General features: G+C 54.4%; 16 protein-coding genes. 7 read left to right on the top strand and 9 right to left on the bottom strand.

What is annotated here, in order from left to right; genetic code table 11:
- Positions 1 to 126: 126 nt before the first annotated feature.
- The gene (locus FYC48_RS24865; protein ID WP_149499483.1) at positions 127 to 3,246 is read left to right on the top strand and encodes a M28 family peptidase; all 3,120 of its coding nucleotides are present in this window, start codon (positions 127 to 129) and stop codon (positions 3,244 to 3,246) included.
- A 45-nt stretch (positions 3,247 to 3,291) separates the two neighbouring features.
- Here the strand turns inward: FYC48_RS24865 and pheA are convergent, their stop codons facing one another.
- From pheA to FYC48_RS24850, 3 genes are all read right to left on the bottom strand, one after another.
- A complete protein-coding gene (gene pheA, locus FYC48_RS24860) occupies positions 3,292 to 4,386 on the bottom strand; it encodes a prephenate dehydratase (RefSeq protein WP_149499482.1) in 1,095 nt (364 codons plus the stop codon).
- Positions 4,387 to 4,754: 368 nt separating this feature from the next.
- On the bottom strand, positions 4,755 to 6,179 hold the full coding sequence (locus tag FYC48_RS24855) for a DUF1501 domain-containing protein (RefSeq protein ID WP_149499481.1): 1,425 nt from the start codon (positions 6,177 to 6,179) through the stop codon (positions 4,755 to 4,757).
- An 11-nt stretch (positions 6,180 to 6,190) separates the two neighbouring features.
- Positions 6,191 to 9,268: a PSD1 and planctomycete cytochrome C domain-containing protein gene (locus tag FYC48_RS24850; protein ID WP_149499480.1), complete on the bottom strand. Its 3,078-nt coding sequence runs from the start codon at positions 9,266 to 9,268 to the stop codon at positions 6,191 to 6,193.
- 732 nt (positions 9,269 to 10,000) lie between these two features.
- Here FYC48_RS24850 and FYC48_RS24845 point away from each other — a divergent pair.
- A complete protein-coding gene (locus FYC48_RS24845) occupies positions 10,001 to 10,684 on the top strand; it encodes a hypothetical protein (RefSeq protein WP_149499479.1) in 684 nt (227 codons plus the stop codon).
- Positions 10,685 to 10,948: 264 nt separating this feature from the next.
- Positions 10,949 to 12,322 (top strand): polysaccharide biosynthesis/export family protein, encoded by a 1,374-nt coding sequence (locus FYC48_RS24840; RefSeq protein ID WP_235034414.1) that lies wholly within the window; start codon positions 10,949 to 10,951, stop codon positions 12,320 to 12,322.
- 222 nt (positions 12,323 to 12,544) lie between these two features.
- Here the strand turns inward: FYC48_RS24840 and FYC48_RS24835 are convergent, their stop codons facing one another.
- From FYC48_RS24835 to FYC48_RS24820, 4 genes are all read right to left on the bottom strand, one after another.
- Positions 12,545 to 13,525, bottom strand: a complete 981-nt coding sequence (locus tag FYC48_RS24835; protein ID WP_149499478.1) for an NADPH:quinone reductase — start codon at positions 13,523 to 13,525, stop codon at positions 12,545 to 12,547.
- 27 nt (positions 13,526 to 13,552) lie between these two features.
- Positions 13,553 to 14,470, bottom strand: coding sequence for an NAD(P)-dependent oxidoreductase (locus tag FYC48_RS24830; RefSeq protein WP_149499477.1), 918 nt, complete (start codon positions 14,468 to 14,470; stop codon positions 13,553 to 13,555).
- A 298-nt stretch (positions 14,471 to 14,768) separates the two neighbouring features.
- A complete protein-coding gene (locus FYC48_RS24825) occupies positions 14,769 to 16,019 on the bottom strand; it encodes an ABC transporter permease (RefSeq protein ID WP_149499476.1) in 1,251 nt (416 codons plus the stop codon).
- Between the two features lie 20 nt (positions 16,020 to 16,039).
- Positions 16,040 to 16,999, bottom strand: a complete 960-nt coding sequence (locus FYC48_RS24820; RefSeq protein ID WP_149499475.1) for an ABC transporter ATP-binding protein — start codon at positions 16,997 to 16,999, stop codon at positions 16,040 to 16,042.
- Positions 17,000 to 17,343: 344 nt separating this feature from the next.
- Here FYC48_RS24820 and FYC48_RS24815 point away from each other — a divergent pair, with 344 nt between their 5' ends.
- From FYC48_RS24815 to FYC48_RS24800, 4 genes are all read left to right on the top strand, one after another.
- Positions 17,344 to 18,330, top strand: coding sequence for a class I SAM-dependent methyltransferase (locus FYC48_RS24815; protein ID WP_149499474.1), 987 nt, complete (start codon positions 17,344 to 17,346; stop codon positions 18,328 to 18,330).
- 12 nt (positions 18,331 to 18,342) lie between these two features.
- Positions 18,343 to 19,404: a potassium channel protein gene (locus tag FYC48_RS24810; RefSeq protein WP_149499473.1), complete on the top strand. Its 1,062-nt coding sequence runs from the start codon at positions 18,343 to 18,345 to the stop codon at positions 19,402 to 19,404.
- 10 nt (positions 19,405 to 19,414) lie between these two features.
- The gene (locus FYC48_RS24805) at positions 19,415 to 20,275 is read left to right on the top strand and encodes a cysteine peptidase family C39 domain-containing protein (protein WP_149499472.1); all 861 of its coding nucleotides are present in this window, start codon (positions 19,415 to 19,417) and stop codon (positions 20,273 to 20,275) included.
- 289 nt (positions 20,276 to 20,564) lie between these two features.
- Positions 20,565 to 21,341, top strand: coding sequence for a hypothetical protein (locus FYC48_RS24800; RefSeq protein ID WP_149499471.1), 777 nt, complete (start codon positions 20,565 to 20,567; stop codon positions 21,339 to 21,341).
- Positions 21,342 to 21,416: 75 nt separating this feature from the next.
- Here the strand turns inward: FYC48_RS24800 and FYC48_RS24795 are convergent, their stop codons facing one another.
- Positions 21,417 to 22,379, bottom strand: coding sequence for an endonuclease/exonuclease/phosphatase family protein (locus FYC48_RS24795; protein WP_149499470.1), 963 nt, complete (start codon positions 22,377 to 22,379; stop codon positions 21,417 to 21,419).
- Positions 22,380 to 22,416: 37 nt separating this feature from the next.
- Positions 22,417 to 24,570 (bottom strand): site-2 protease family protein, encoded by a 2,154-nt coding sequence (locus FYC48_RS24790; RefSeq protein ID WP_149499469.1) that lies wholly within the window; start codon positions 24,568 to 24,570, stop codon positions 22,417 to 22,419.
- Positions 24,571 to 24,604: the final 34 nt, after the last annotated feature.

Below are 24,604 nucleotides of genomic sequence, written 5' to 3'. Positions count from 1 at the left end.
AACCGTGCAACAATGGCACGCTGCGGTTTTTGGTCCACGTTATCGCCGCAACCGTTCCTCGAATTCAATAAGATTGGCACAATACGAAGGAACGAAAATGCAACGTGCAACGCGTTTACTTTCTCGATGAATCCAACACGAATTATTTCGATGCGAATCGCAACGACTTCTTTGGCCGTGGTTTTGGCTTTGCTCTCCAACGGAATTGTCCGGACGGCCGAAGGGCAGGAATCGCCGGCGACATCCCCAGCCGAGACAACCGCAACCGAGTCATCACCAGCGAAAGAAGCCGAACTGATTTCGTCGGCCCGGCAAATTACGTTTGAAGGCCGCAGAGCGGGCGAAGGATATTTCAATCGCGACGGCAGTAAGATGGTGTTCCAAAGCGAACGTGACCCCGCGAATCCGTTTTATCAGATCTACGTCATGGACCTGGAAACGGGTGACATCGAAAAAATATCGCCCGGGCAAGGGAGAACGACTTGCGCGTGGATTCATCCCGAAGGCGACCGCATTCTATTCTCAAGCACCCATCACGATCCCACGTCTGTCAAACAGCAGCAGGACCTGATCGAACGCCGCAAGACGGGTGACGTGCCGCGGTATTCGTGGAACTATGACCCCGAGTACGAAATCTACGAGCGGACGAAGGAAGGAGACTACCGCCGCTTGACCGACGCCCACGGCTATGACGCCGAAGCAAGTTATAGCCCGGACGGACGCCAGATCGTCTTTGCCTCGAATCGCGCGGCCTATGGTCGTCAGTTAAGTGAACGAGAGTCCGAGCTGCTACAAAAAGACAAGCAATATTTCATCGACCTCTACATCATGGACGCCGATGGATCAAACGTGCGGCAATTAACCGATGTCGCCGGCTACGACGGTGGGCCGTTTTTCTCTCCCGATGGCAAACGAATCTGCTGGCGGCGATTCAGCGAAGACGGATTGACGGCCGAAATTTACACGATGGGGATCGACGGTACCGACGTCCGTCGATTGACGGAAATCAATGCGATGAGTTGGGCGCCGTTCTTTCACCCGAGCGGCGACTACCTCGTGTTCACGACCAACCGCCATGGATTTGACAACTTCGAATTGTACTGTGTACGCGCCGACGGCGAGGGCGATCCCGTACGCGTGACGTATACCGACGGTTTTGACGGCCTTCCGGTATTCTTGCCAAATGGGACACAGATCTCGTGGACGACCAATCGAACGCCCCAAAAACAATCACAGATTTTCTTGGGTGATTGGAACGACGCAGAAATTCGTCGCCGCTTGGGATTGGATGAATCCTCTGCCATCGCTCTTTCAACACCGCCAGCTACGGATGCCGAAGCGATTCCATCGGCGGCCGCGGCGGCTGAAGCAGCCGCGAAAGAATCGTTACCTGATTTTTCACCGCAAGACATCGCCCGTCACGTCGACTATCTAACTCGGCCTGAACTGGAAGGCCGTCTGACCGGAACCCACGGCGAGAAATTGGCGACCGCATACGTTGCGGCCTACCTCGAAGGACTCGGATTTGTCCCCGCCGGCCAGTCGGGGACGTTCTTTGACGAGTTTGAGTTTCCAGCCGGTTGTGAGATCACCCCCAAAAATGAACTCACCATCGGCGATAAGGTCGCTACGTTGGACAAAGATTGGCGACCGCTTTCGTTTTCGGCTAACACCACACTCGAACCAACGGAAATCGTTTTTGCCGGGTATGGCCTGCGAGTGCCTGGCACCGAAGACGTCCAGGAATATGACAGCTACGTTCACCTGAATGTGGCCGGTCGCTGGGTGATGGTGTTTCGCGACATGCCACAAGACATCACCCCGGAACGACGGCAACAATTCGCTCGCTACAGCTCGCCCCGTCGCAAAGCATCGTTTGCCCGCGACATGGGCGCCAAGGGCATCATCTTTGTCGCCGGTCCGACTAGCAAAGTCCGTAACGAATTGATCCGTTTTGATTCCGCGGCGTCGGCGTCTGGTGTCAGTATCGCTGCGATTTCAATCACTAACGAAATGGCCGAGAAGTTGTTCTCCGAAGCGGACGGAAACCTTGGCGAACAACAAGCATCACTCGATAACGGCGAACTCGCTCTGGGATACCTCCTCGAAGGCGATCGCGTTGGCGGGACGATAGATATCGATCGCAAAACGGGTGTCGGGCGGAACGTCATCGCTCGCCTTCCGGCCGACCGCGAATCGACATCGCCGACCTACCCACTTGTCGCCGTCGGTGCTCACGTCGATCACCTCGGAAGAGGCGCGGGAAGTAATTCGTTGGCCCGCGAAGATGAGCTCGACCAAGTCCATCAAGGCGCCGACGACAACGCTTCCGGCGTCGCTGCGATGTTGGAGATCGCCCAGTACCTCGCTACCGAGCAGCAAGCCGGACGCTTAAAGCTGCGACGTGACCTACTGATCGCTGCTTGGAGCGGTGAAGAACTTGGCTTGTACGGTTCACAGTCATTCGTTGATACGTTCGATGAATTCTTTGCCGACGCGCCAAAGGTCGAAGTCGATCCCGAGGCGATGCGTATCGCTCAAGCACATGGCATGACCAACACAGCCAAACCCCTCACCAAGGCGATCGCCGTTTACTTGAATCTGGACATGGTCGGTCGACTCCGTGAAAAACTGGTCGTTCAAGGCCTCGGTTCTTCGCCGAAGTTCGAGTCATTGGTCAACCGTCGCAACGTTCCTGTAGGACTGCCGCTAACGTTGGACAAGACCAGCACACGGCTGCCGACCGACGCATCCGCTTTTGTTTCACGCGATGTGCCGATTCTCTCGGCGTTCACCGGCGCTCACGAAGACTATCACACACCGCGCGATACCAAGGAAAAACTGAACTATGACGGAGCCGCGGATACGGCAAAGCTATTCGCGTTGCTTTCGCGAGGCTTCCTAAGTGACACCGAGGTTCCCGAATTCAAACTTGAGGAAGGTCCCGGTGATGAAGAACAGGTTCCACGTGCTCGTTTGACCGCGTCACTTGGCACGGTCCCCGATTATGGTTCCGGAAAAATCAAAGGCCAAAAACTCAGCGGTATCCGTCCCGGGACACCGGCAGACGACGCTGGTTTAAAAGGCGGTGACGTGGTCGTCGAATTGGCGGGTCAAAAAATCGAAGATATCTATGACTACACGTACGCGATCGAAGCCCTCAAAATCGGCGAAGAGACCACGATCAAGGTGCTACGCGGCGACAAAACCTTCGACATCAAAATCACGCCCGCCGCCCGCGAGTGAGGTGGCGATTCGTTAGCCGTTGCTACAAGAGTCTTCGGATTGGTTCTATAGTTTTGCGACTGGATAAGATCCGAGCACTTCCAAGCGCCGGGTCATCGTTCCGAGATTTCCGATCGCGGTCTGAACGTTCGGATCGGCACGATGCCCAGAAAACTCAACAAAGAACAAGTACTCGTTTCTCGAATCTGGTGACGGGAACGATTCGATCCACGTCAGATTCAATTCGGCATCGCTGAATACCGTCATCGCTTGGGCCAATGCCCCGGGCTGATGTTCGACTTGAAACAGTAATGACGTCTTATCTTCGCCGGTCGGTTCACATTCATCTTTTCCGAGCACCGCGAAACGCGTGACGTTGTCCTTGCGATCTTCGATGTCAGAGTTGATCACTGACAAACCATACGCTTGCCCCGCGGCCAAACTAGCCACCGCTCCGATGTGCGGTGACATCGAAGCGGATTCCGCTGCAGCGGTTGTACTGCTAACTTCGATCAATGTTGCCGCGGGAAAATTCGCGGCCAACCAGTTGCGGCATTGCGACAGTGCTTGCGGTTTACTGTGAATTTCGTGGATCTGATCACGCGTGCCGCTGGCCAGTAAATTGTGGTGAATCGGCAATAAGACTTCGCCACAAATTTGCATGTGGCGTCGAACGAACATTCCCAGCGTATCGACGATTCGACCGTCGGTACTATTTTCGATCGGAACCAGACCGCTAAGTGCGTCGCCTCGATGGACCGCATCGAACACCGCAGGGATACTGGTGACAGGAGCGAAATCTGCTGAATCACCAAAATGCTTGATCGCCGCGAGGTGACTGTAGCTGTACTTCGGTCCCAAAAAAGCGACCGCTCCGACATGAACTTGTCGACGGCTATGACTGGAAACGTGTCGTAGGATCGAGCTGAATGAATTTAGAGACGCCTCATCAACTGCCGGAGCGATCTCACTGGCAAAGTCTTGTACGGTGCGGTCGAGCAACAAGTTTTCTTGCCCGACAGCTGGCAAGCGTCCTTCGGTGACCAGAGTTTGGACGACCTGATCACGTTGATGGATGATCGAAAGCAATCGCCGATCGATCTGTCGAAGGGCTTCGGTATTGTCGTCGGTCTGGTCGAAAAGTGAGTCGTTGGCAGACATAGCGGTGGTGCAACACTGGGAGACGCGGTCTGAGCGAAGACGCTTAAAAAACGAATCTTAACGCCCCTTTGAATTCATGACGAGCGGAGCACGACGGGGCTCGCGTCGCGATTCATTCGATTCATCAGCCGATGGGCGTTAGAACCGGTTATTGCATCGATACCGTGGCTAACGCCAATCGGACCATCCTGGTTTTCGAGTTTTGCGAAGCACTGGGCTCTAATCTTTGAGAGAAGCACAACCGTGCCCGCTTCGAACTCATCGCTCGACTCTCACCGTGCGAGAGTGAAGAAACAGACGACAAAAAGTTTCCCGGGAGCCGCATGACCTTCGAGGGGGAAGTGGAACACCAAACTTAGAATCCCCTCTCACGAGATCAATTTGTTGAGAACATTTCCATGAACGTCAGTCAATCGAAACTCGCGTCCCTGATATCGGTAGGTCAATCGTTCGTGGTCGACGCCGAGCAAGTGTAATACCGTCGCATTCAAATCATGTACGTGGACCGGGTCTTCAATGACGTCCATTCCGAAATCATCAGTTTTGCCAATCGATCCCCCCGGTTTGATTCCTCCTCCGGCCAGCCAACAAGTGAATGCATCCTTATGATGATCACGTCCGTTGATGCCGTCGCCTTTGGTTCCGCCTTGGTTGAGTGGAGTCCGTCCGAACTCGGATCCCCAAATCACGAGAGTATCTTCGAGCAAGCCACGTTCTTTTAAATCGGCGATCAACGCTGCGATTGGTTGGTCGGTCTGGGCACACTTCTTCGGCAACCGATCCTCGATCCCGCTGTGATGGTCCCAATCACTATCGTATAACTCAATCAAACGAACGCCGCGTTCGACCAATCGACGCGCGAGCAAACAGTTGTTCGCGAAGGAAGCTTTTCCTGGTGTCGCGCCGTAGCGGGCTATCGTCTCGGCACTTTCGTCATCGATGCTCATCAGATATGGAACCGAGGCCTGCATTCGAAAGGCCATTTCGTACTGGCTGATTCGCGTTTGAATCTCTGGGTCACCGGTCGCCAGAAATTGTTGCTCGTTCAATTCGGCGAGCGCATCGAGTTCTTGTCGCCGGGCATCACGCGACCGTCCCTCGGGATTGGACAGAAAGAGGACTGGGTCGCCTTCGGAACGAAACTGAATTCCTTGATAGACACTCGGCAGAAAACCTGATGACCACAAACTTGTTCCCGCCCCGCCGGCCGGACCACTGAGCAAGACCACGTAGCCGGGCAGATCTTGGTTTTCTGATCCGAGACCATAGCTGACCCAGGATCCAAAACTGGGACGTCCACCACGACCGAAGCCGCTATGGAGAAACATCTGCGCCGGGGCATGGTTGATCTCTTCTGTGTGCAGCGAATGCACGAAGGCAAGTTCATCGGCCACGGTACTCAAGTGTGGCCATAGTTCGCTCATTCGATGCCCGCTTTCGCCGTGCGTCTTAAATTTCCATGGCGATCCGGCCAAGGTGGACGTTTTACCGATGAATGCGAAGTCGCGTCCTTTGGTCAGTTCCGGCGGACATGGTTCATTGTGTCGTTTGACCAACTCCGGTTTCTCTTCAAACAAATCCAACTGTGACGGCGCACCGATCATGTGCAAATAAATCACATGCTTGGCACGTGGACGATGATGTGGCAGTGAAAGTCCACCGGTCGGCGATGAGACTTGCGTCCCATCCGCATGAGCCTCACTTCCGAGCAGAGTCGCCAGCGCGATGCCACCGAGTGAAAAGCCGCTGCCTTGGACGAATCCGCGACGGGTCGTTTTTGAATTGATACTCATGTCTCGTCGATTCAGTCTTTGGTGATCGTTTCGTGCAGATTCAGAAGGACAGTGGCGACTCCGATCAATGGGTCGTCTTGACCGGCCTGCCGCTCCCAAAGAAACAGCAACGTCGCTAGCTCGCTTGGGTTTGGTTCGCGTCCGGTACACAACCGAAATCCATGCTCGATCCAGTCTTGGGGTTGATCCGAATGAGTGTCTCGGCGGAGACGTTCGGCCAAACGTTTCGCCGCCGTTACATACACTTGGTCGTTGAGCAACGTGAGTGCTTGCAGGGGCGTGTTCGTTCTGCCCCGACGGACCGTGCAGGCAAGACGGGGTGTTGAGTCGAAATTCATGAAACTCGGATATGGCGACCCGCGTTTGAGAACGACGTAAACGCCGCGGCGATACTGCTCACTTCCCGGACTGACTTGATAGTCATATGCGGTGCCGCCGACTTTGGACCAAATTCCCTTTGGCTGAAACGGGCGAATTGAGGGTCCGCCATGCGTCCTGTCCAGCAACCCAGCAATTTCGAGCGCATTATCACGAATCATTTCGGCGTCCATCCGGAACCGCGGCCCACGCGCCAGCAGGCTGTTCTTCGGATCAATCTCCGTTAAATCGTCGCGAATTACCGAAGCTTGCTGATAGGTTGACGACAGAACGATTTGTTTCAACACATGCTTCATTGACCAGTGATTGTCCATCAATTCGACAGCTAACCAATCGAGAAGCTCAGGGTGAGAAGGGAGATCCCCTTTGACGCCAAAGTCTTCCGGTGTATCAACAATCCCCTGGCCAAACAATTCTTCCCACCATCGGTTGACCGTGACCCGCGCGACCAATGGGTTAGCCGGATCGACTAACCAGCGAGCCAACGTTAAGCGGTTCGGTGGACCCTCGGGCAGCGAATGCAACACCGCCGGAACCCCCGGCTGAACGACTTCGGCTGGACTTAAATAGTCACCTCGTTCGAATCGATGTGTCATTCGAGGCTTATCGAGTTCAATCATCACCAACGTCGTATCCGCCGTGACAGCCTCTTGTTCACGCCGTAATTTTTTGATCGTTGCGTCGATGTTTCGAATGTTTGAATCTTGTTCGATCGCGAAATTCAGGACCGCTTCGCGATCCGCCCCGGACCACTCGTCAATCGGTTTTGCGATGGCAAGTCGAACCGATGATTCGACCGGTTCGGCATTCACATCGCCACTGATGGCGGACAACCTGAATCGACCGATATTCAGCGATCGCCCGAACTGTTGTGACAATGTAATTTCAAACCGAGTCGGTTCCTTAGCGACGATCGGTTGCTTGAGGATGAAGGTCGCCCAGTGTGGTTGTCCGAATTTTGGTGAAATCGCCCAACCTGTTTTCAGATCTCCATCGACAGCTCCCTCAACCGCCCACTTCTTTTGCGAGAAACTGGCTTTGGCATCAGAAAACTCAAGTAAAGTTGACGCCTCGCGTTCTGCCGCCCCGAGGGTCGTTTCAACTTTTGCGGGAGGATCGTTCTCGACCAATCGAGCCGTGAACTCGTGCAATACAAAGTTACGTCGCTCGTTGCGTCCTGGACCTTTGCCTGGAAGCGAGTCATCGGTCAAGACATCGATTCGGATTGCCGAAATCGATTCGCACGTGGTTTCAAGCAGGACGGTGTATCGATCGGTCAGCGGGGGATCATCGCCGACAAGCAAGACCGATCCGTCGTCAAGAATTTTGAAGTCGTCCGTATTGCCTTCGGAGTCAAATTGTTTGACCACCATCGCTTCGGTAATCGGTGCGGTGGCGATTTGTTTGGATAGACGCTCGACGTGTTTCGGAAGCGACTTTTCGATCGACGCAAGACGCCGGGTCCGACGCTTCCGCTGATCGGTGATCTGTTGCTCGATCTGGTCTCGAACCGCATCTTTTTTTGGGTCCGACAGCGGCATACTCGGCCCATTGAACTTGATCGATGAAGGCGTTTTCGGGTTCGATCGATCAGCTTCCTTCTCGGTGTTATTGTAGAACGCTAGCAGTTGATAATACTCCTTCGCCGAAAACGGATCGTATTTGTGATCGTGGCACTGACAACACTCCAGCGTCGTACCAAGCCAGACCGCGCCCGTCGTGTTAACACGGTCGAGCACTTGCTCGATCCGGGTTTCCTCGGGTAGTGAGCCGGCTTCGACGTTGGTCGGTGTACAGCGATGAAAGCCCGTCGCAATCCGCTGTGCTTCGCTTGCATCGGGCAACAAATCGCCGGCGATCTGTTCGATCGTAAACTGATTAAAGGGCATGTCCGCATTGATCGCATCAATCACCCAATCACGGTAAGCCCAGATATCACGCAAATTATCACGTTGAAATCCGTGCGAATCGGCATACCGTGCGAGGTCCAACCAGTGCCGCGCCCAACGTTGCCCGAATTCCGGCCGCGCGAGAAGTTCGTCGACGATTGCGGCCAATCGCTCCTCTGTCGGACTCATTCGATAGGCATCGACCTGATCCGGAGTCGGTGGTAAACCAATCAAGTCCAGGTAAACGCGGCGAACGAGTTTCTCCGCAGTTGCTTTTGGCGATGGCTGGATTCCCGAACGTTCAAGTCGCCGGAGCACGAAACGGTCGACCGGTGTTTTCCCCCAAGCAGAATCTCGGACCACCGGCAGAGCAGGACGTACTGGTCGAACATAAGACCAATGCAGTTGTTCGCTGAAATCGATCGGCCACGGACTCCCGTCGGCAACCCAAGATCGCAAAATTCGAATTTGTTCGGCGTCGAGCGGATCTCCGACGGCAGGCATGACTTCATCGTGACCGACCGGTAGCTCAATACGACGGATCAGTTCACTCGAATCAACGTCACCGGGCTCGACCGTGCCGGCTTCAAAAAAATCCTCGCGTCGATCGAGACGCAGTCCGCCCTCCTGTTCCAATTTCCCGTGGCACTCAAAACAGGCACGCTTCAAAATCGGATACACATCCTTCGCAAAATCAACCGTAGCGTCGGCATTATCGTTGGAACGTGCGGTCGCGCCGAAGACGATGGATGCCCCGAGCACGAAACAGGCAAACCAGACAAGGCGAGCGGTTCGCGGGAACGGCAACAATGCGATCGACATCGAGTGGTGACCCAAGCGGAGCGTTGGCGGGAGTGTGGGGCACTGATTCTAACATAGAACGTCCTCCCCCACTGAAACTCGCTTGCGGCAGTACTTGCGACTTTTCGGTGCGATCGGCGTCGGCCGAGGAACCTGAGCGGTAATCAACCAAATGCCTCGACAAGCCTACGACAGACGACGCGACCTTCGCCAGAAACGCGGCCGCCTATGTTAACCCGTGACGATTGTCCGGACGGCGATGATCGCAGTTCCCTGACTTATATTCAATTGTCGGTTTTCATCCTACGATCGTCGGGGTGCATTCGGCTTATTCTCCCTCGCTACGACGGCTAGCCATTCCGTTGGCGGCCGGACTGGACCGTCGCAAACGATGCGACGCACAAAGCTTCACAGTCCTTGGGCGGGTTGTAGCGGATGCTCTCAATGTTGAGCTTTAAATCGATCTACCACCGTCGACGGTCGCTCCGGCCGATGAGATAGGGCGAGTGGGTCCTGTTATTTGGTCAACGGATTGGCCAAGGAAAACCACCGGGTAGCGTCTTCGATCAACGCTTCGATAGTATTGATGCTGTTGTTGCGACGACGGGTGATCCGTTTCAAGACGCTGCCTCGAGAAACGCTGCTTTGAAAAACTCAGCGACGTAGGTAACGAGGAGCGTACCTGTGAGCCGACGTTTTGTTAGCCAACCGTCACCGCTACCCCGAAGGTCACGTCTGCGGTTGCGAACGATAGTGAGAACCTTAGGACAAGCGGCGATCTTCGGCGCCATGCCGCTGATGATCTCGGGTTGCTATGTCCAGCAAGCGGTGCGTTCGACCTTCGAACCTTACCAAGACTATGCCCACCGCTCGGCTCTCAAACGCAAAGCGACCAAGCAAGCCAAACTGATCTGGGAATCGAAGCACGCATCGCGACATGAAGGCGACGCCTGTGCCGAAGCGTACTACTTGGGATTCAAGTCTGGTTTTGTCGAAACGGTACTTGGCAACCGAGGCTGCCCACCTCCGACGCCCGAGCGACCTTTCCTGTCATGCTATAGCATCACCAATACCTACCCGGCCCCGGTGCCATGGTTTAACGGATACCGAATGGGTCACGCTTCGGCGATTGCCTGCGGGGCAGACCGATGGCGATTCGCGCCAATCGATCCCGAATTGGTACAAGCTTGCTGTGCACAAACGGATTCTACGCCAGTTCATATAGAACCAATTCCTGTCGAAATCATCGAGCCCGAGCTTGCCCCAGAACCGGCGCCGGAGCCCGATTTACCACCGCCGGCCGAGAAAGAGCCAACGATCGCGGACTTCGTCGGTGACATTCCGTCCGACTGGTTGAGCTCAACTAAAAAGAAGAACACGATGACGAGACAGCGTCGACAACCGACGATGGAGTCGCTGGAAATGGACTTCAATTAGACCCGAGAATCGCTGTGAGACGCGTTGGGATACAAAGCGACCTCATAGCTTTTTTGTCTTAATTCGAATTTGTGTTCGGAGAGACAGTCGCCGTGCGATGTAGCGGCGCGGCTAAAAATTAGGACGCAAACTTTCACATTAGCAACGACTACGAGAACAGTGACGTGACAATCGCGAACGATCATTCGTCATGAAATGTTGCGTCACCTGCAAATTCACACGCCCGACTGAATTGACCAACTAAGCATGGATGCTAGGACCGTCATGTCAAAATCATTGATAAAAACCGCCGACGTGATCGGATCCTTGATCACGTTGACTCTCCTCATCGTGTCGACCGGCTGTACCGCTGTCTTGACTCCGATGACGGGCACACCGGTGACTCGGGTTCCGGACGAACTTCTGGGGATTCGGCGGAGTGAATACGTGCCGGTACCGGTCGTGATGCTCGCTCGGCCACGGCCCGAAGAATACATCATTGACGATGGCGATATCCTGGCCGTCTATATCCGCGGGATTTTGCCTTATTCGGATCCGGGAAGCGTACCGCCCGCACCACCGGTCAATTTCAATAACGGCGGAGGTACCCTGCCGCCGTCGATCGGTTTTCCGATTCCGGTACAAGACAAAGGCATCGTCAATCTACCACTACTAGCGCCTGTGTCCGTCAAAGGACTCACAGTCGAACAAGCGCGTGACAAGATCGTCGACCAATACCGCAGTAAAGAGATCATTCGCACGACCGATGAAGCTCCCATCGTTTCGATCATGAAAGAAAGAGAGCACAACATCTTGGTTCTGAGAGCGCAGGCGAATGGTGGTTCAGACCGAACCGGAATCACCGGACGTAACGATCAAGCGTCAACCGGCTTTTCGATCGATCTGCCGTTTTACAAGAGTGACGTACTCAACGCTCTGACTGCGACCGGCGGCTTGCCCGGTGTGAATGAAAAGAACGAAGTTACCATCTTTCGAACATCTAAGATTCCTTACGATCGCCGCAACGAAGTCATTGCCCAACTAATGGCGTCCGGCGGAAGGTGTCAGCCTTGCGTGACCGGTTGCTTCGGTGAGACAAACGCGGGGATAGGATCTTCTAGCTGTTTTGCCTACACCGAAGGCATGGTAGAAGATGAAATCGTGACCCGAATCCCCCTTCGTATGCCGCCCGGCCAAACGCCCGTCATTCAACCGTCTGATATCGAGCTCGAAGACGGTGACATTGTGATGGTCGAATCCCGGGAGACCGAGTTCTTTTACACCGGCGGGCTGCTCCGCGGCGGACAATACCTACTACCACGCGACTACGACCTCGACGTCCTCGGCGCACTCGCGATCGCTGGCTCAGGCTTGACGTCGCAATCCGGCCAGAGCGACGGTGGTGGTGGTGGCATGGGGGGCTTATCTGGCTTAGGCGGCCCTAGTCCCTCGCTGTTGTACATCATTCGCAAGCTACCTTGCGGACGAACCTACAACATCATGGTCGACATTCAACAAGCGATGAATGACTCCAGCCAAAACATCCTGGTGCAACCTGGCGACACTTTAATCCTGCGATACAAACCACACGAAGAGCTAACGAACTTTGGAATCGGAACCTTCTTCACCTTCGGGATCCGTGAACTTTTCCGTGACTAGCGCCCCGCCAATAACTTCAATCAGGATTAGCCGATTGGCGTTAGCCACGATTTCGGTGCAATAACCGGAACTCACGCCCGTCGGCTGATAAGTCCAGCCCGAATACTTGGTCCAGACGGATCACTGGATTTGAACAAGCCGAATTGCGTTCACCACGTCGATTGCGGCAAGATTAGGACGAACGCTCTTTGGCTCATTCGAAGATCTATCTGGAATGCTGGATTAGGATTGGCAATCGATCACGATTTTGCCTCCGACACCCTCGTTTTCCTGCAATCGATGGGCTTCGGAAACTTGGTCCAAGGAGAACGTTTTCGCGATATTGCCTCGAAGCTTTCCCGATGACATCCAACGATTCATGTCATCGGCACAGGATTGCATTTCATCTGCCGCCGCTTTGAACATCACAAATCCGTGTAGCGAGCATTCCTTGACGTAAAACGGTCCGACAGGAAACTCAGGTCGTGAATCGCGTCCGGCCATCACGATCATCCGCCCTCGCGGGGCCAACAGATCGATCGCCTCGTCAAAGTTTGGCATGCGTCTTGTTTCCCAGTGAAGATTGACTCCAGCGGGCGCCAGGTGCTTGACCGTGTCTGCGATTGATTCTCGCGTGTACTGGATGACATGGTCCGCACCGAGCTGTTTCGCACGTTCGGCTTTCTCATCGCTTCCCGCCGTGGTGATCACCCTCGCGCCGATCGCTTTGGCCATTTGAATGACCATCGCACCGACACCACCGGTGCCCCCGATCACGAAAACGGTTTCACCCGATTTCAATCGGCCTTCACGGAATAGTCCCAAATGAGCGGTGATTCCGACAAGCGCGTTTGCCGCGGCGGTTGCGTGATCGATTTGATCAGGCATTCTATAGCACCACTGCGAGTCGACTACGATGCGTTCAGCCATTGTTCCCTGCCGGCCGAGTAAACCTTGGTTGCTGCACCAAACTTGGTCCCCGACATCAAATCCTTTGACCCCTTCGCCGATCGCCGCGATTTCGCCTGCCGCGTCACAGCCCGGAATGAACGGCTGGGGCAAGTCAAACGCGACCAGACCGCTACGGACGTAGGTGTCGATCGGGTTTAAGGCGGCCGCTTTGACATCGATCAATACCTGCCCGACCTTTGCGGTGGGGGCATCAAGGTCGCCGAATTGGATCACGTCGGGACCACCGGTGTTGGTTAAATACGCTGCCTTCATGTTGCGTCCGGTCAATTAGTGAAGTAATCAGGAATACTGCGATTGCCAATCGATCCCGTTAAGTTGGGACAGAGCGAGGATCAGTGCTTGGGTTCCGTCGCGATGATGCCCTTGCCCAGCCACGGCATTGTAGAGTTGGTAACCGAGTGCTAAACCGGGCAAGGCAAGGTTCATTCGTGACGCTTCGTCCAAAGCAATTTTCATGTCCTTCAGGAAGTGCTCGACGAAGAAACCAGGATCGAAGTCGCCGTTAATCATGCGTGGTGCAAGGTTAGACAGTGACCAGCTACCGGCCGCCCCGGAAGCAACACTTTCGAGAACCGTTGGGATATCAAGGCCAACCTTGTGGGCATAAAGCAAACCTTCACATACCGCGATCATGCCGCTGGCGATTAGCGTTTGGTTAACCATCTTGGTATGCTGACCGGCCCCCGGACCGCCTTGACGAACGATTGTCTTGCCCATCAATTCGAACAGCGGGCGAATTGATTTGACGGCTGATGCATCACCGCCGATCATAATCGACAGGGCGGCATTTTTCGCACCCGTGTCACCACCGCTGACCGGAGCGTCAATTGACTGGACTCCGATCGCTCCCGCCGCCTTGGCGATCTCGACGGCAAGGCTCGGCTCACTGGTCGTCATGTCCACGACCACCATGCCTTCGTGTGATCCGGCCAAGACACCGTCCTCCCCCAGAATGACACTGCGGACGTCGCGTGGGAAACCGACGATCGTAAACACAACCTCGCTCTGCTGAGCGACCTCTTTGGGGCTAGAGACGACCGTCGCACCGAGCTCCTGAAGGGTTCGCGTTTTTTCGGACGTGCGGTTGTAGATTGTCGCTTGATAGCCGGCCTTGATTAAGTGGCCGCACATGCTGTTCCCCATCACCCCGGTGCCGATCCAACCGATGCGAGTTTTCTCTGGAGTGATCGATGTCATGGGAACCGATTCCTTGTTTTCTGGTGAAAGGCGAAATAGACAGACTGGCGTTGATTCAAAACCGACAATCGCAGGTAGCTTAAGTCCTCGCGGGAACACCGGATTAGCCGTGAAACGTACGTCTGCGCCGAAGGGGATTTTGCCGAACCGGGTCAGCGACGTCTCTTGGCGATCCCCTGCCTGAAGATCCGATGCCTGAGATCCAATGCAGACCACACGGTGAGACCGCGTCGTTTGCGTCAGACCGACTTTTGGCTTTCTTGGCGACGACGTTAGGCGACCGACTTGCGTTGGAATGTCAGTTGAATTCCCAGCGTACCGCGAGGGCTCGGGCCACCAGTAGAAACGCTACGCCGCAGCCCATCAACACGGCTAACTGTGGCCACAAGGATTCGACCGGCAATTCTCGCCAGAAAACTTTGTCGTATCCATCGAGTGCCCATGCGTTGAATGTCCACAGCCCCATCTCACGCATCTTTTCGCTCATGACATAGCGCGGAACCATCGACCCGCCGAGCGCACTCATCGTCAAAATCATAATGACGGAAAGCCCATTGAGCTGCCCACGGGTCTTACACAGTGTCGCCAGAAACAATCCGAACGCTGCCGCGGCACCACTGGTCACCAGCGTCATCATGATGAAGCCATCGAGGTGTCCTAGTAAGTCGATCCCAAAAACGATCTGTCCCCAGAGGAACATCACCGTGACTTGGACAAAGCCTAGGAGTGTCAGGTAAAACCATTTCCCGAGCAACAATTGATCCATCGTCAACTGGGACGACAACAGTCGATCGAGGGTCGTATTTTCACGCTCTTCCAATAGCACCCCGCCACCACCACTCGCCCCAAAGAGCAAAAACATCACGGCAATTCCAGCCGCGTAAAGACTGACGACCGGATTTGATTTCCCATCGCTCATCACATCGATGATGCTCACCGATTCGGTCGGAAGCATGCGATCGCCGACGTCCGAGTCTCTAGATGTTGCTCGCTCGACCTGAGATCCTTCGGAATTGTCGGCTGATGGATGTTCGACGGACGGCTTTCGCACGAGCAATGACTCGCCGTTCATTTGTGCGAAACGAGCTTCGGCGATTGCGATCTCTCGCGATACGATCGCTGACACGACCTGGGGAGCCACTTGATCAGACGCGTCGGTCAATAGCTCCGCCTTTAAACTTCCTGACTTGTCTCGACCGATCAAAATTCCGATCGCTACGGTACCCTTTCGTACCGCATCGGTGACCCGATTGATATCTTGCTGAACCGGATGTTTTTTCTTGCCTTGCGTTTTGTCACCATTTTCAAGCGCCAATACCCGCAGGCCGTCGCTGTCCGCCAGAGCCTCGGCAAGTGAGCGAGAAGAATCGTTGTGGTCGGTCGTTGCGATTGCGACCTTCACTTTCGGCGTCCGTCCGATTCCGATACCGCTTCCAAAAATCAATGCAAAGACACTGAAGAACACGACCGGGACGACAAACGTCAACAGCAACTCCACCGGATTGTGGAGCAAGCGTCTAACGCTAATGGTAATGACCGTAGAAATCATTGGCTGCGTTGTCTTATGACCTAATCGCGAAGTTCATTTCCGGTCAGGCTTAAAAAGACATGGTGCAGAGAAGGGGTTTGCAGTTCCATGTCGGTGATGCGATAGCCATCACGCTGGATCGCCTCAAGCATCGGGGTTAACTGATCGGTAACACTTTCGATTCGAGTTTCGAAGGCAGCACTACCAGGATGCCCGACCAACTGCTCAGCCGGCAGCCGATTGTATTGGTGAAGATAACGGACCGCTTTTGCCATCGGTCGGTCCAAGCGGACTTTGACCAGCCGTGACGATCCGATCGTTTGGTGCACAAGCTCGTCAATCGTGCCGTCGGCAACGACCTGTCCGCCGTCAAGGATTACGATCCGATCGCTACGCTGCTGGGCTTCGTCGAGATGATGAGTTGTCAGAAGCAGTGACGTCCCCCCATCGCTGAGTTCATCGAGCATCGCGAAAATTCGTTCACGGCTTTGCGGATCAACTCCCACGGTCGGCTCATCGAGCAGCAAGATCCGAGGCTCGTGCATCACCCCACAAGCGAGATTGACGCGGCGCTTCATTCCACCGGAAAAGGTTCTCACCAAATCTCTGCTTCTGTCGTGTAGCCCCGTCCACTGCAAGGCCCAGTCGACGCGTTTTGAAATCTCGCCGCGTCTCACCCCGTGAAATTTTGCGAACGCTACCAAATTTTCCCGGGTGGTCAGGTCGCCGTAGAGCGCGATTTCTTGTGGGACGAACCCGATCGCACGTTTGGCAGTGACCGATCGAGCTGAATCACCAAATACCTCGATCGACCCACCGGTCGGCTTAGTTCTCCCCGCAAGCGCGCGAATCATCGTCGTTTTGCCGGCGCCATTGGTCCCCAAAAACGCCAATCGTTCTCCATGCCGCAGCTCAAACGACACTCCCCGAAGCGCTTCGAACGTTCCGAAGCGTTTTTTCAGGTTTTTGATTCGAAGGGGTAGCAAATCCGGCTGAATCACAGGTCTATTTGGGAACCGTAGCGGAGTGGCCAAAGGGTTGATTGCTGTTCGTTGGTGGAACAATCGGCGCGAGTATCGCAAAACTTGTCGCGCGCGTCATCGCTAATTTTTACGTGTTCCCAACCGTGGCAAACAACGTTGCGGTCGTTTTCAAGTTTCAGGTATCGTGGGCCCCCAACAGGAAGTGGCCTGTAGGAGGACCGACGGGGAACGCCGCGAACTCAAGCTTCCTGCAATCGGAGTTGAACCTGCTTCATCTCTCTTGACCACGATCCCACTGGCTGAAATCACACTTTCAAAACCCAAGCGTCGCGAATTGGGTCCCGTAATACAAGGATGTTGGCATGGAACCGAAAGCACCTCAAATGCTCGATCAGTTGGAGTTGTTTTCGCTTCGTGAAGAACCCGCCATCAACGAACAGATGATCGTCGATGAGAACGAGCGGGCCAAATCGGATGAACTCTCGGCAAAAATCCTCGAATCGGTCTACTGGGAATCCGATCGCGACCGAGCCTTTGAACGCTACCACGAAAGCCTTGATTTCCAGACAACACTTAAGCTTTTCAAGACCTTTGGGGTGGAAAAAAAACAGTCGATCGTCGAGATCGGAGGCGGTAGCGGGTTCCTATCGTGGGCACTGACTCAAGAGGGCTACCAAGATATCTCGCTGCTCGAACCCAACCCACACTGGATCACTGGCACTGGTTACCTGCGATCTCGAGACGATGCCAAAGCGATTCAGATCGAAAATTCGCTCGATGATTTCTACGCTTCAGACCGAACCTATGACACGGTGGTAACACGAAACTGTGTTCACCATTTCCCGAACATGACATTCGTCGCCGCATGTATTCGCCAGAAACTCAACCCAGGCGGACGCTGGGTAATGATTCGCGAACCCTACGTCGAAACGGCTCACGAACTGTATCGATTCCTTCAAGGTCATCCTTACAGCCAGGGATATGGAATCTACGAATTTGGGTTCCCGGCGGCCCACTTCGCACGCTCGCTATCGATGGCCGGACTGCGATTGCGTGCCGCAGTACCAGAGCCGTATGCCAATCAAACACTTGCGCTCTACAGCAACGAGCGAGGTAGTCGATTGAATCGCTGGATGACGGCGGCGGTGGATCAAATTCTCGACAAAACACCCGCCCTTACTCGATTCGGTTTTTGGGCCGAACAAATGCTTCGCGATTGCTTTAAAATGCGAACTGCGTTTTTCACCCGCCCACAAGTCATGGTGTTTGACCGCGAAGAGCTTGGCGAGATGCCGGCATCGACGATTTGGTATCGTCCCGAAAAAGCGATCGCGAAAAAGGCCGCGTAGGAATGTCAGAAGATGCCGCTATGGTTGGTCCGCACTTATCGAGCGATGCGGGCGAGACGCTCGTTCAGCGTCTTGTTCGTGTTTATGATGCTGGCCGTCAGCGTGCTTGGAAACACACTCACGTTTTACTTTTTCGAACGCGACCAAGAGCCGACTCTCTCGGATGCTCTGTGGTACAGCATCATCTCGATCACCACGATCGGCTACGGTGATTTTTCCGCAAGCACCGCCGGCGGACGCCTGGGAACGGTGCTATTCATCGTCGTTTTCGGCCTGGCCACGTTTTCGGTCGCGATGAGCTTTGGCATCGATTGGGTCGACGAAATCATTTTGAAGGGACGTACCGGAATGAGTGATATCCACGCGAGCGATCATATCGTCATCGTCAACTTTCCGTCGCACGCACGCGTCGCCGAACTGATCGATGAACTCAAAGCACACCCCGAGCATCGCTCACGCGAAATCGTGATCGTGAGCGACCGAATCGAATCACTACCGATCGAGGACAAACATGTGCTATTCGTCCAAGGTCCGGTACTTCAGCAAGAGACGTACGAGCGAGCAAAAATTGGTCAAGCTCGAATGGTCATCGTGCTGGCGACCTCGTACGACGACCCCAGTAGTGATGCCGTCGTCGCATCAGCCGTCGCGGTCGTTGAAAGTTTGAATCGCGATGTGTATTCGGTCGCCGAATGTCTGAATTACAAGCATCGAATGCTCTTCGATAGCGTACATACCAATGCACTAGTCTACAGCATGAAAGTGTCGGGCAACTTGCTCTCACTCGAGGCTCATGACACCGGCGTCGCCCAACTGATCGATACGATCACCAGTAACCAGCGGGATGCGGCGACGCTTTACAGCTTGACGGTCGGCGATGAAGTCTGCGGGCTCTGCTATCGTGAACTCGCAAAACAATTGCTCGACCGCGATATTCACCTTCTTGGTATCGTCCGCAACGAAGAAAGTTTGCTGACATTTGGTGAGCGATCTCCCGAAGTCGGTGACCTTGTCCTCTATATCGCTGCCAAACGAGTCAATTGGGCAACCTTCTGTCGATTCAACACAAACTAGATTTCGTCTTATGTTCGCTTCCGACCTCACGGTCGCCATCGCCGTGATGTCGATCGCGTGCGCCGCTACGGTGCTCATCACGGCTCGGCTAACGTCGAAGCTTGGTGGCCAAAAAACGATGCTGTGTCTCGCCGCAGCAACGTTGGCGATGATCTACTTTTTGTTCTATGCGACCGGGCAGCTTTTCTGGGCAAAGCTGGTGCCCCACTCGGCCGCGATCATCTACACCAATTTTGCGTGCTTGTTCGCGGCGGTAGCCACGGGCGCGGTGTGGAGACTACCGAACACGCCACGCTGGCGGCGCGGAATTTTGGCGGTTGCACTCAGCGGTGGCACAATCATCATCGTGTTTTGGCCGCTCCTGTCGATCGCATTGCGCCCTCCCCAACCGGGTTCGGCCCAATGGAAAGACGGTGTCGCCCTGCAAACGACATGGGCAAATTGCAGCCCGGCTGCCGCGGCGACGTTACTTCGCGCCGAAGGCATTGCAGTTACCGAAGCCGATATGGTGCCGGTGTGCTTGACCGACGCAAGTGGCACGCCGACGCTCGGGCTTTACCGCGGCATCAAGCTGGTCGCCCAACGTCATGATGCGGCGGTCGAAGTCGTCGATTCAAATCTGTCACGTCTACTGGCCGAGGATGATTGGCCAGTGCTGCTTGCCGTCAAACTTCCCTATGGTGTCGATGATCGTCGCTACGCCGATCAATGGGGCTGGATCCCAGGGATGGGACATAGCGTCGTCGCACTCGGACGTGGCCCAGGGGGCGACGGCATCTTGATCGGCGACCCTTCGCGAGGTCTTGAGATCTGGGCAGAGAACGATCTCCAAATCTTGTGGCACGGAAAGGGAATCCGTCTGACTGATTAGCCGTCAACTCTATCGATGGCCCCGGCCTCGCTTCTCCAATCCAAGTTCTCTCAACTGTGTTTTCGCCGACTTCGGCGACGCTCTGCTTTTAATTTCGATTACGCAGGGCCGGGACAATCCACGCTTGCCTGACAATATCACGAAGTTCCGCAAGCATTTAGTAACGAGATTCGGTCGGATCAGTATCAATTTTTCCAGATTTGGGGGGTAAGCGGAACACACCGGTGTTCATCCGTGTAGACTTTGGCGCAGTTATGCCATGTAATTGCCTCAAACCCTGGATCTAGCAATGAAGTTGAATGCCTTAGGCGGCGCATTCATGCTCGGCCTGTGTCTCTGTTTAACCCTCCCGTCCAAGACCCAAGCGGGATTCGTACCGTTTGTGATCCGTGGTGGCAGCACCACGTCGCCAACGATCAACGAATCGGGGGGTACCTACGAATTTCTGATCACCGAAGGCGGACAAAAAGCAGCCCTCGGCTCTTCCGATATCGATGGCTACACGCTGGGAAGCATTAGCAAACTTTCGATCACACGCACCGATGACTTCGATCGCTTCAGCTCTGGGAGCGGCCCCAATGTAGCGCCATACCTGAACTTCTGGATCACCGACGGTGCCGGAAACTTCGCCGTTGTTGCCAACGAACCATCCAACGCAGCGTTTCAGTCATTGTACAACAATGGAAGCTACGATCTCGACTTTGCTGACCTATCCGACAAAGTGGCAAAGATTTATGAAACTACCGACAAGTCCTGGCTCCCCAGCAACGGTGTCGGTCTCACCTTCGGCGATTTATCGGGCTTCAAGATTCAAGCCCCGACCGTCGCTGAGCTAACCGCTGGTTGGTCGGGATTGGGCACCGGCGCGCCGCGCGAGCTTACGACAAACATCGCTTACGGCGTAAACTGGGTCTTCGGTGATACACTCAGCAACTACGTCGCTGGTGATCCAGGCTACAGTGTCGTTGGGCCTCAAGTCGCTGCAGTGCCTGAACCTGGGACCCTAGCAATCGCTTGTATGGCGTTGCTTATCCCCGGACTACGTCGCCGACGATTACGACGCTAAAGGCCACTTCAGCAATACGGCAGGCATTAAAGACAACGATGGCCAACCGTCGTTGTCTTTTTTGTTACACCAACGTCAACGTACCATCACGTCGACCATCACCGCACGGTGGTCTGAACCGAAATCATTGCCGACTTCATAGCCGGTGCAATCCAAGTCGGAACTGATCAATACGTGGTCAAGCGGTAGACCAAAGAGGAATTGATCGTCGATCCCGTACCAGGTTGGCGTTATCGTATTGCCCTTCGTCGCTCGGCGAAGAGACGAACGACGTTCAAAGCGATGAAAATGGGGCGACCAAGGAGTCACATTAAAATCTCCCATGACGATTGTCTTCGTTTGATCGTCGGTCGCATTGATTCGTTCGGAAAGCAGACGTAAGTGTGCGTTCCTCGATTTGAACAACGCTTGATTCATCGGCGGAAGCGGATGCGTCGCGATCACACGAAACCCTTTCGTGTATGCACTGATAGAGACAATCGTTTCGTTCAATTCAAAGACGTCAGGGCCGGTCAATTCGCTACGACTAAGCAGCCCGATTCCGAAATTTGACCGATCGAGCGGATGGATTATCTGATGAGGATACTTCTCCACCAATTCCATTCGAAGTCTCTCTGCCAACGTGCTACTTAACTCAAGCACCGCGACCACATCGGCATCAAGGCGTCGTATCTCCTCAATAATCAATCGGTGTTTTGAGTTGCTCGTCAAAACATTGATGCTTGCCACGCGTACCGCTGTCCCCTTGGCAGAACCGATCTGTGCGGACTGGAAGAACTCGCCACAAAAACTACAGTGGAATGCCATGCCAAGACACAATGGAAACAGCAACCACTTTTCTCGCGCCAGCGCATTGATCAATAACAAACATGCTCCGGCGATCAGTATTTGAATCCTTAGATTGGCGATGAGGTCCGCGATCCAAAACCAAGTTGCGCCCATCGAAAAGACTGTGACGACGATAAATACAAGTGATGTCGTCGCGAGCAATCCTCGCAAAGTCAATCGACGCCGAACGTCAATGCTTGATCGTGACATCGCTCCTCGACCGATCGTTCAGGTTTGATTGTGGCAACTAACGTCGTTCGCGAAGATAATCGTTCAATCGGGCTACGAGACTTCGGTCGTCGGGAATCGTTAATCGTCCGATTTGGCCACTTTTGATTTTCATGCTGGTCATTACATCTAACGGAATGACCGATTGCAACTGAGGGCTAACAAGCATTTGACCGTCGGCGCCTTTTGGTTCGATCGGAAGCGGACCACCATTGGAAGCGGAAAGCGCCGGATGCGGAAGCCTGCGACTTGCCGCCGGGTGCAACGGAGCGAGTACGGCCTGAATCGATGGGCCTCCGCGCAATCGAATTTTTGCCGCGGTTTCTGATTGCACCGCATTTCGAAACGCGATCAGGTTGTCTTCGCTAACTACGGCGAGAAGTTCTTTCTCCTGAGGATCGGATATACGGATAATCTCATCGCCTTGTTTGACGTATCGTCCATGTAATTGGTCGATGGTGGAAGACGTTACTTGTCCTTGTCGATCGGCCACGATTCGAAGACTAGCGACTTGCTGGTCTAGTTCTTCAATTTGTCGTCTCAGGCTCTCGCCTTTTTCCGTCAAAGCGTTTGCCATAGCTAGCTCACCGCGCCGGCGATGTTGAATCGCTTTTCGCGAAGCGGCTGCTAGCTGGTCTGCCAACTGGTTTCGCTTGACAGTCAACTCTGGTTGCTCAAGTTCGACGAGTAATTCGCCGCGTTCGACTCGTTGCCCACATGTTACATAAATCGCGGCAACAAACGCGCCGACCGGCGCACGCTCGATTTGCTCCCCATGATAACGTACGACAACCGGCACGCGTCTGGAGAATGGTGACGCACTGACCACCATCAAATGTATCACCACGCACAGGGTACTACTGAGTGTCAAAAGCCGCCTTTGATAAAACGACAACACCCATCCTTCACGTCCCGGCGTCGTCCATATTTTACACATCCATCGAACCAGGGGCACAACCGCCCACAGTGTAACGGCGACAGCAGCAATTACGATTCCCAATCCTTTCGCCCAAGCCGCGATAGCGATCACCAATCCCATCATCCAAGCGATTTGGAAAATGACGCTACACAACGCATGAATCACCGCGATATCACGTCGCCAGCCAGACAAGTGACACTGTGGCATCTCAATTCCAAACAGGATTCGTTCGATCCAAGCGAGCAGACGCTTCCGTCCTTGATCACGCAAATTCGGAATCTCGGTCAGATCACTAAAGACATAGTAACCATCGAGGCGCAGCAACGGATTGGCGTTCACTAAGATGGTCGCCGGACCGGCGAGTAGAAAGACGTGTGCGCTGACATGCCTGATCATACCGACTGGCGACAGATACCATATCCAAGCCGCGATCGCCCCGACGATCAACTCCACATACACGCCGGCTAGCGCGATTTGAATCCGATCGCGTCGCCGCGGCAATTTCCAAGCATTGGTGACATCGACATACGCAAGTGGTGCAAACAAAAAGAAAAGCACGCCCATCTTTCCGACACGTACACCAAGCCGCTTCGCGCAGACCGCATGCCCACATTCGTGAATGACTTTTAGTAAACACCACAGCACCGCGAGCGACAGCCACAATCCCCGGTCAAAGATGCGTTTGACTTCGAGCGTCAAGGCATCGTAATGGGCCCAGACGACCGCGACACCACTGATAATCAACGCCCCCAAAACAGCAATCGCGGTGGGCTGAAACAACTTCCCCATTGAACCGAGCAACGCTTCGGCAATCCGATCACCGTCGGCGAGTGGGATTCGTTGCGAAAGAACTTTCGACATCCATCCGAGGACGCGTTGACCACTACCTCGCCGGTCGTGACTTCTCGAAACATTCGGATTCGGCCGATCAGTTTCCGTAGTGCCGATGGCATCAGGTTGGACATGTGCCAAGCGATGTTGCACCAGCTCTCGCGCATATTTCAACACATCTTCAGCCGACCAATCGACGCCGTCTTTTCGGAGTTGCTCGTTGATCTGTGCCAACGTGTGCTCGCCGTCCATCAATGACGCGGCGTGGTATTCACGGTTACCAAAACGATAGAACTTCCCGGTCCGAGAATCACTCGCGACGAAAGTCGTTTCACTCCCTTCGCCACGTTCAGAAAACTGAACCGCGGGATCGACCTTCACGCGTATGTCGAATGGATCGTTGCTCGACGGTGGTGTTTGCATGGGACCGTTGGCTCGTTCGTCGCTCGACCTAGTG

This window comes from Roseiconus lacunae, from assembly GCF_008312935.1.
Taxonomy (GTDB): domain Bacteria; phylum Planctomycetota; class Planctomycetia; order Pirellulales; family Pirellulaceae; genus Stieleria; species Stieleria lacunae.
This window is presented reverse-complemented; position numbering and strand designations above follow the sequence as displayed.

Bases quoted from the DNA above. Each gene is read 5' to 3' on its own strand.
- FYC48_RS24835 (WP_149499478.1), bottom strand. From the start codon at position 13,525: ATGAAGGCAGCGTATTTAACCAACACCGGTGGTCCCGACGTGATCCAA.
- FYC48_RS24795 (WP_149499470.1), bottom strand. From the start codon at position 22,379: ATGTCACGATCAAGCATTGACGTTCGGCGTCGATTGACTTTGCGAGGA.
- FYC48_RS24800 (WP_149499471.1), top strand. From the start codon at position 20,565: ATGAAGTTGAATGCCTTAGGCGGCGCATTCATGCTCGGCCTGTGTCTC.
- FYC48_RS24790 (WP_149499469.1), bottom strand. From the start codon at position 24,570: ATGCAAACACCACCGTCGAGCAACGATCCATTCGACATACGCGTGAAG.
- FYC48_RS24850 (WP_149499480.1), bottom strand. From the start codon at position 9,268: ATGTCGATCGCATTGTTGCCGTTCCCGCGAACCGCTCGCCTTGTCTGG.
- FYC48_RS24810 (WP_149499473.1), top strand. From the start codon at position 18,343: ATGCCGCTATGGTTGGTCCGCACTTATCGAGCGATGCGGGCGAGACGC.
- FYC48_RS24855 (WP_149499481.1), bottom strand. From the start codon at position 6,179: ATGAGTATCAATTCAAAAACGACCCGTCGCGGATTCGTCCAAGGCAGC.
- FYC48_RS24865 (WP_149499483.1), top strand. From the start codon at position 127: ATGAATCCAACACGAATTATTTCGATGCGAATCGCAACGACTTCTTTG.
- FYC48_RS24805 (WP_149499472.1), top strand. From the start codon at position 19,415: ATGTTCGCTTCCGACCTCACGGTCGCCATCGCCGTGATGTCGATCGCG.
- pheA (WP_149499482.1), bottom strand. From the start codon at position 4,386: ATGTCTGCCAACGACTCACTTTTCGACCAGACCGACGACAATACCGAA.
- FYC48_RS24840 (WP_235034414.1), top strand. From the start codon at position 10,949: ATGTCAAAATCATTGATAAAAACCGCCGACGTGATCGGATCCTTGATC.
- FYC48_RS24815 (WP_149499474.1), top strand. From the start codon at position 17,344: ATGGAACCGAAAGCACCTCAAATGCTCGATCAGTTGGAGTTGTTTTCG.
- FYC48_RS24830 (WP_149499477.1), bottom strand. From the start codon at position 14,470: ATGACATCGATCACTCCAGAGAAAACTCGCATCGGTTGGATCGGCACC.
- FYC48_RS24825 (WP_149499476.1), bottom strand. From the start codon at position 16,019: ATGATTTCTACGGTCATTACCATTAGCGTTAGACGCTTGCTCCACAAT.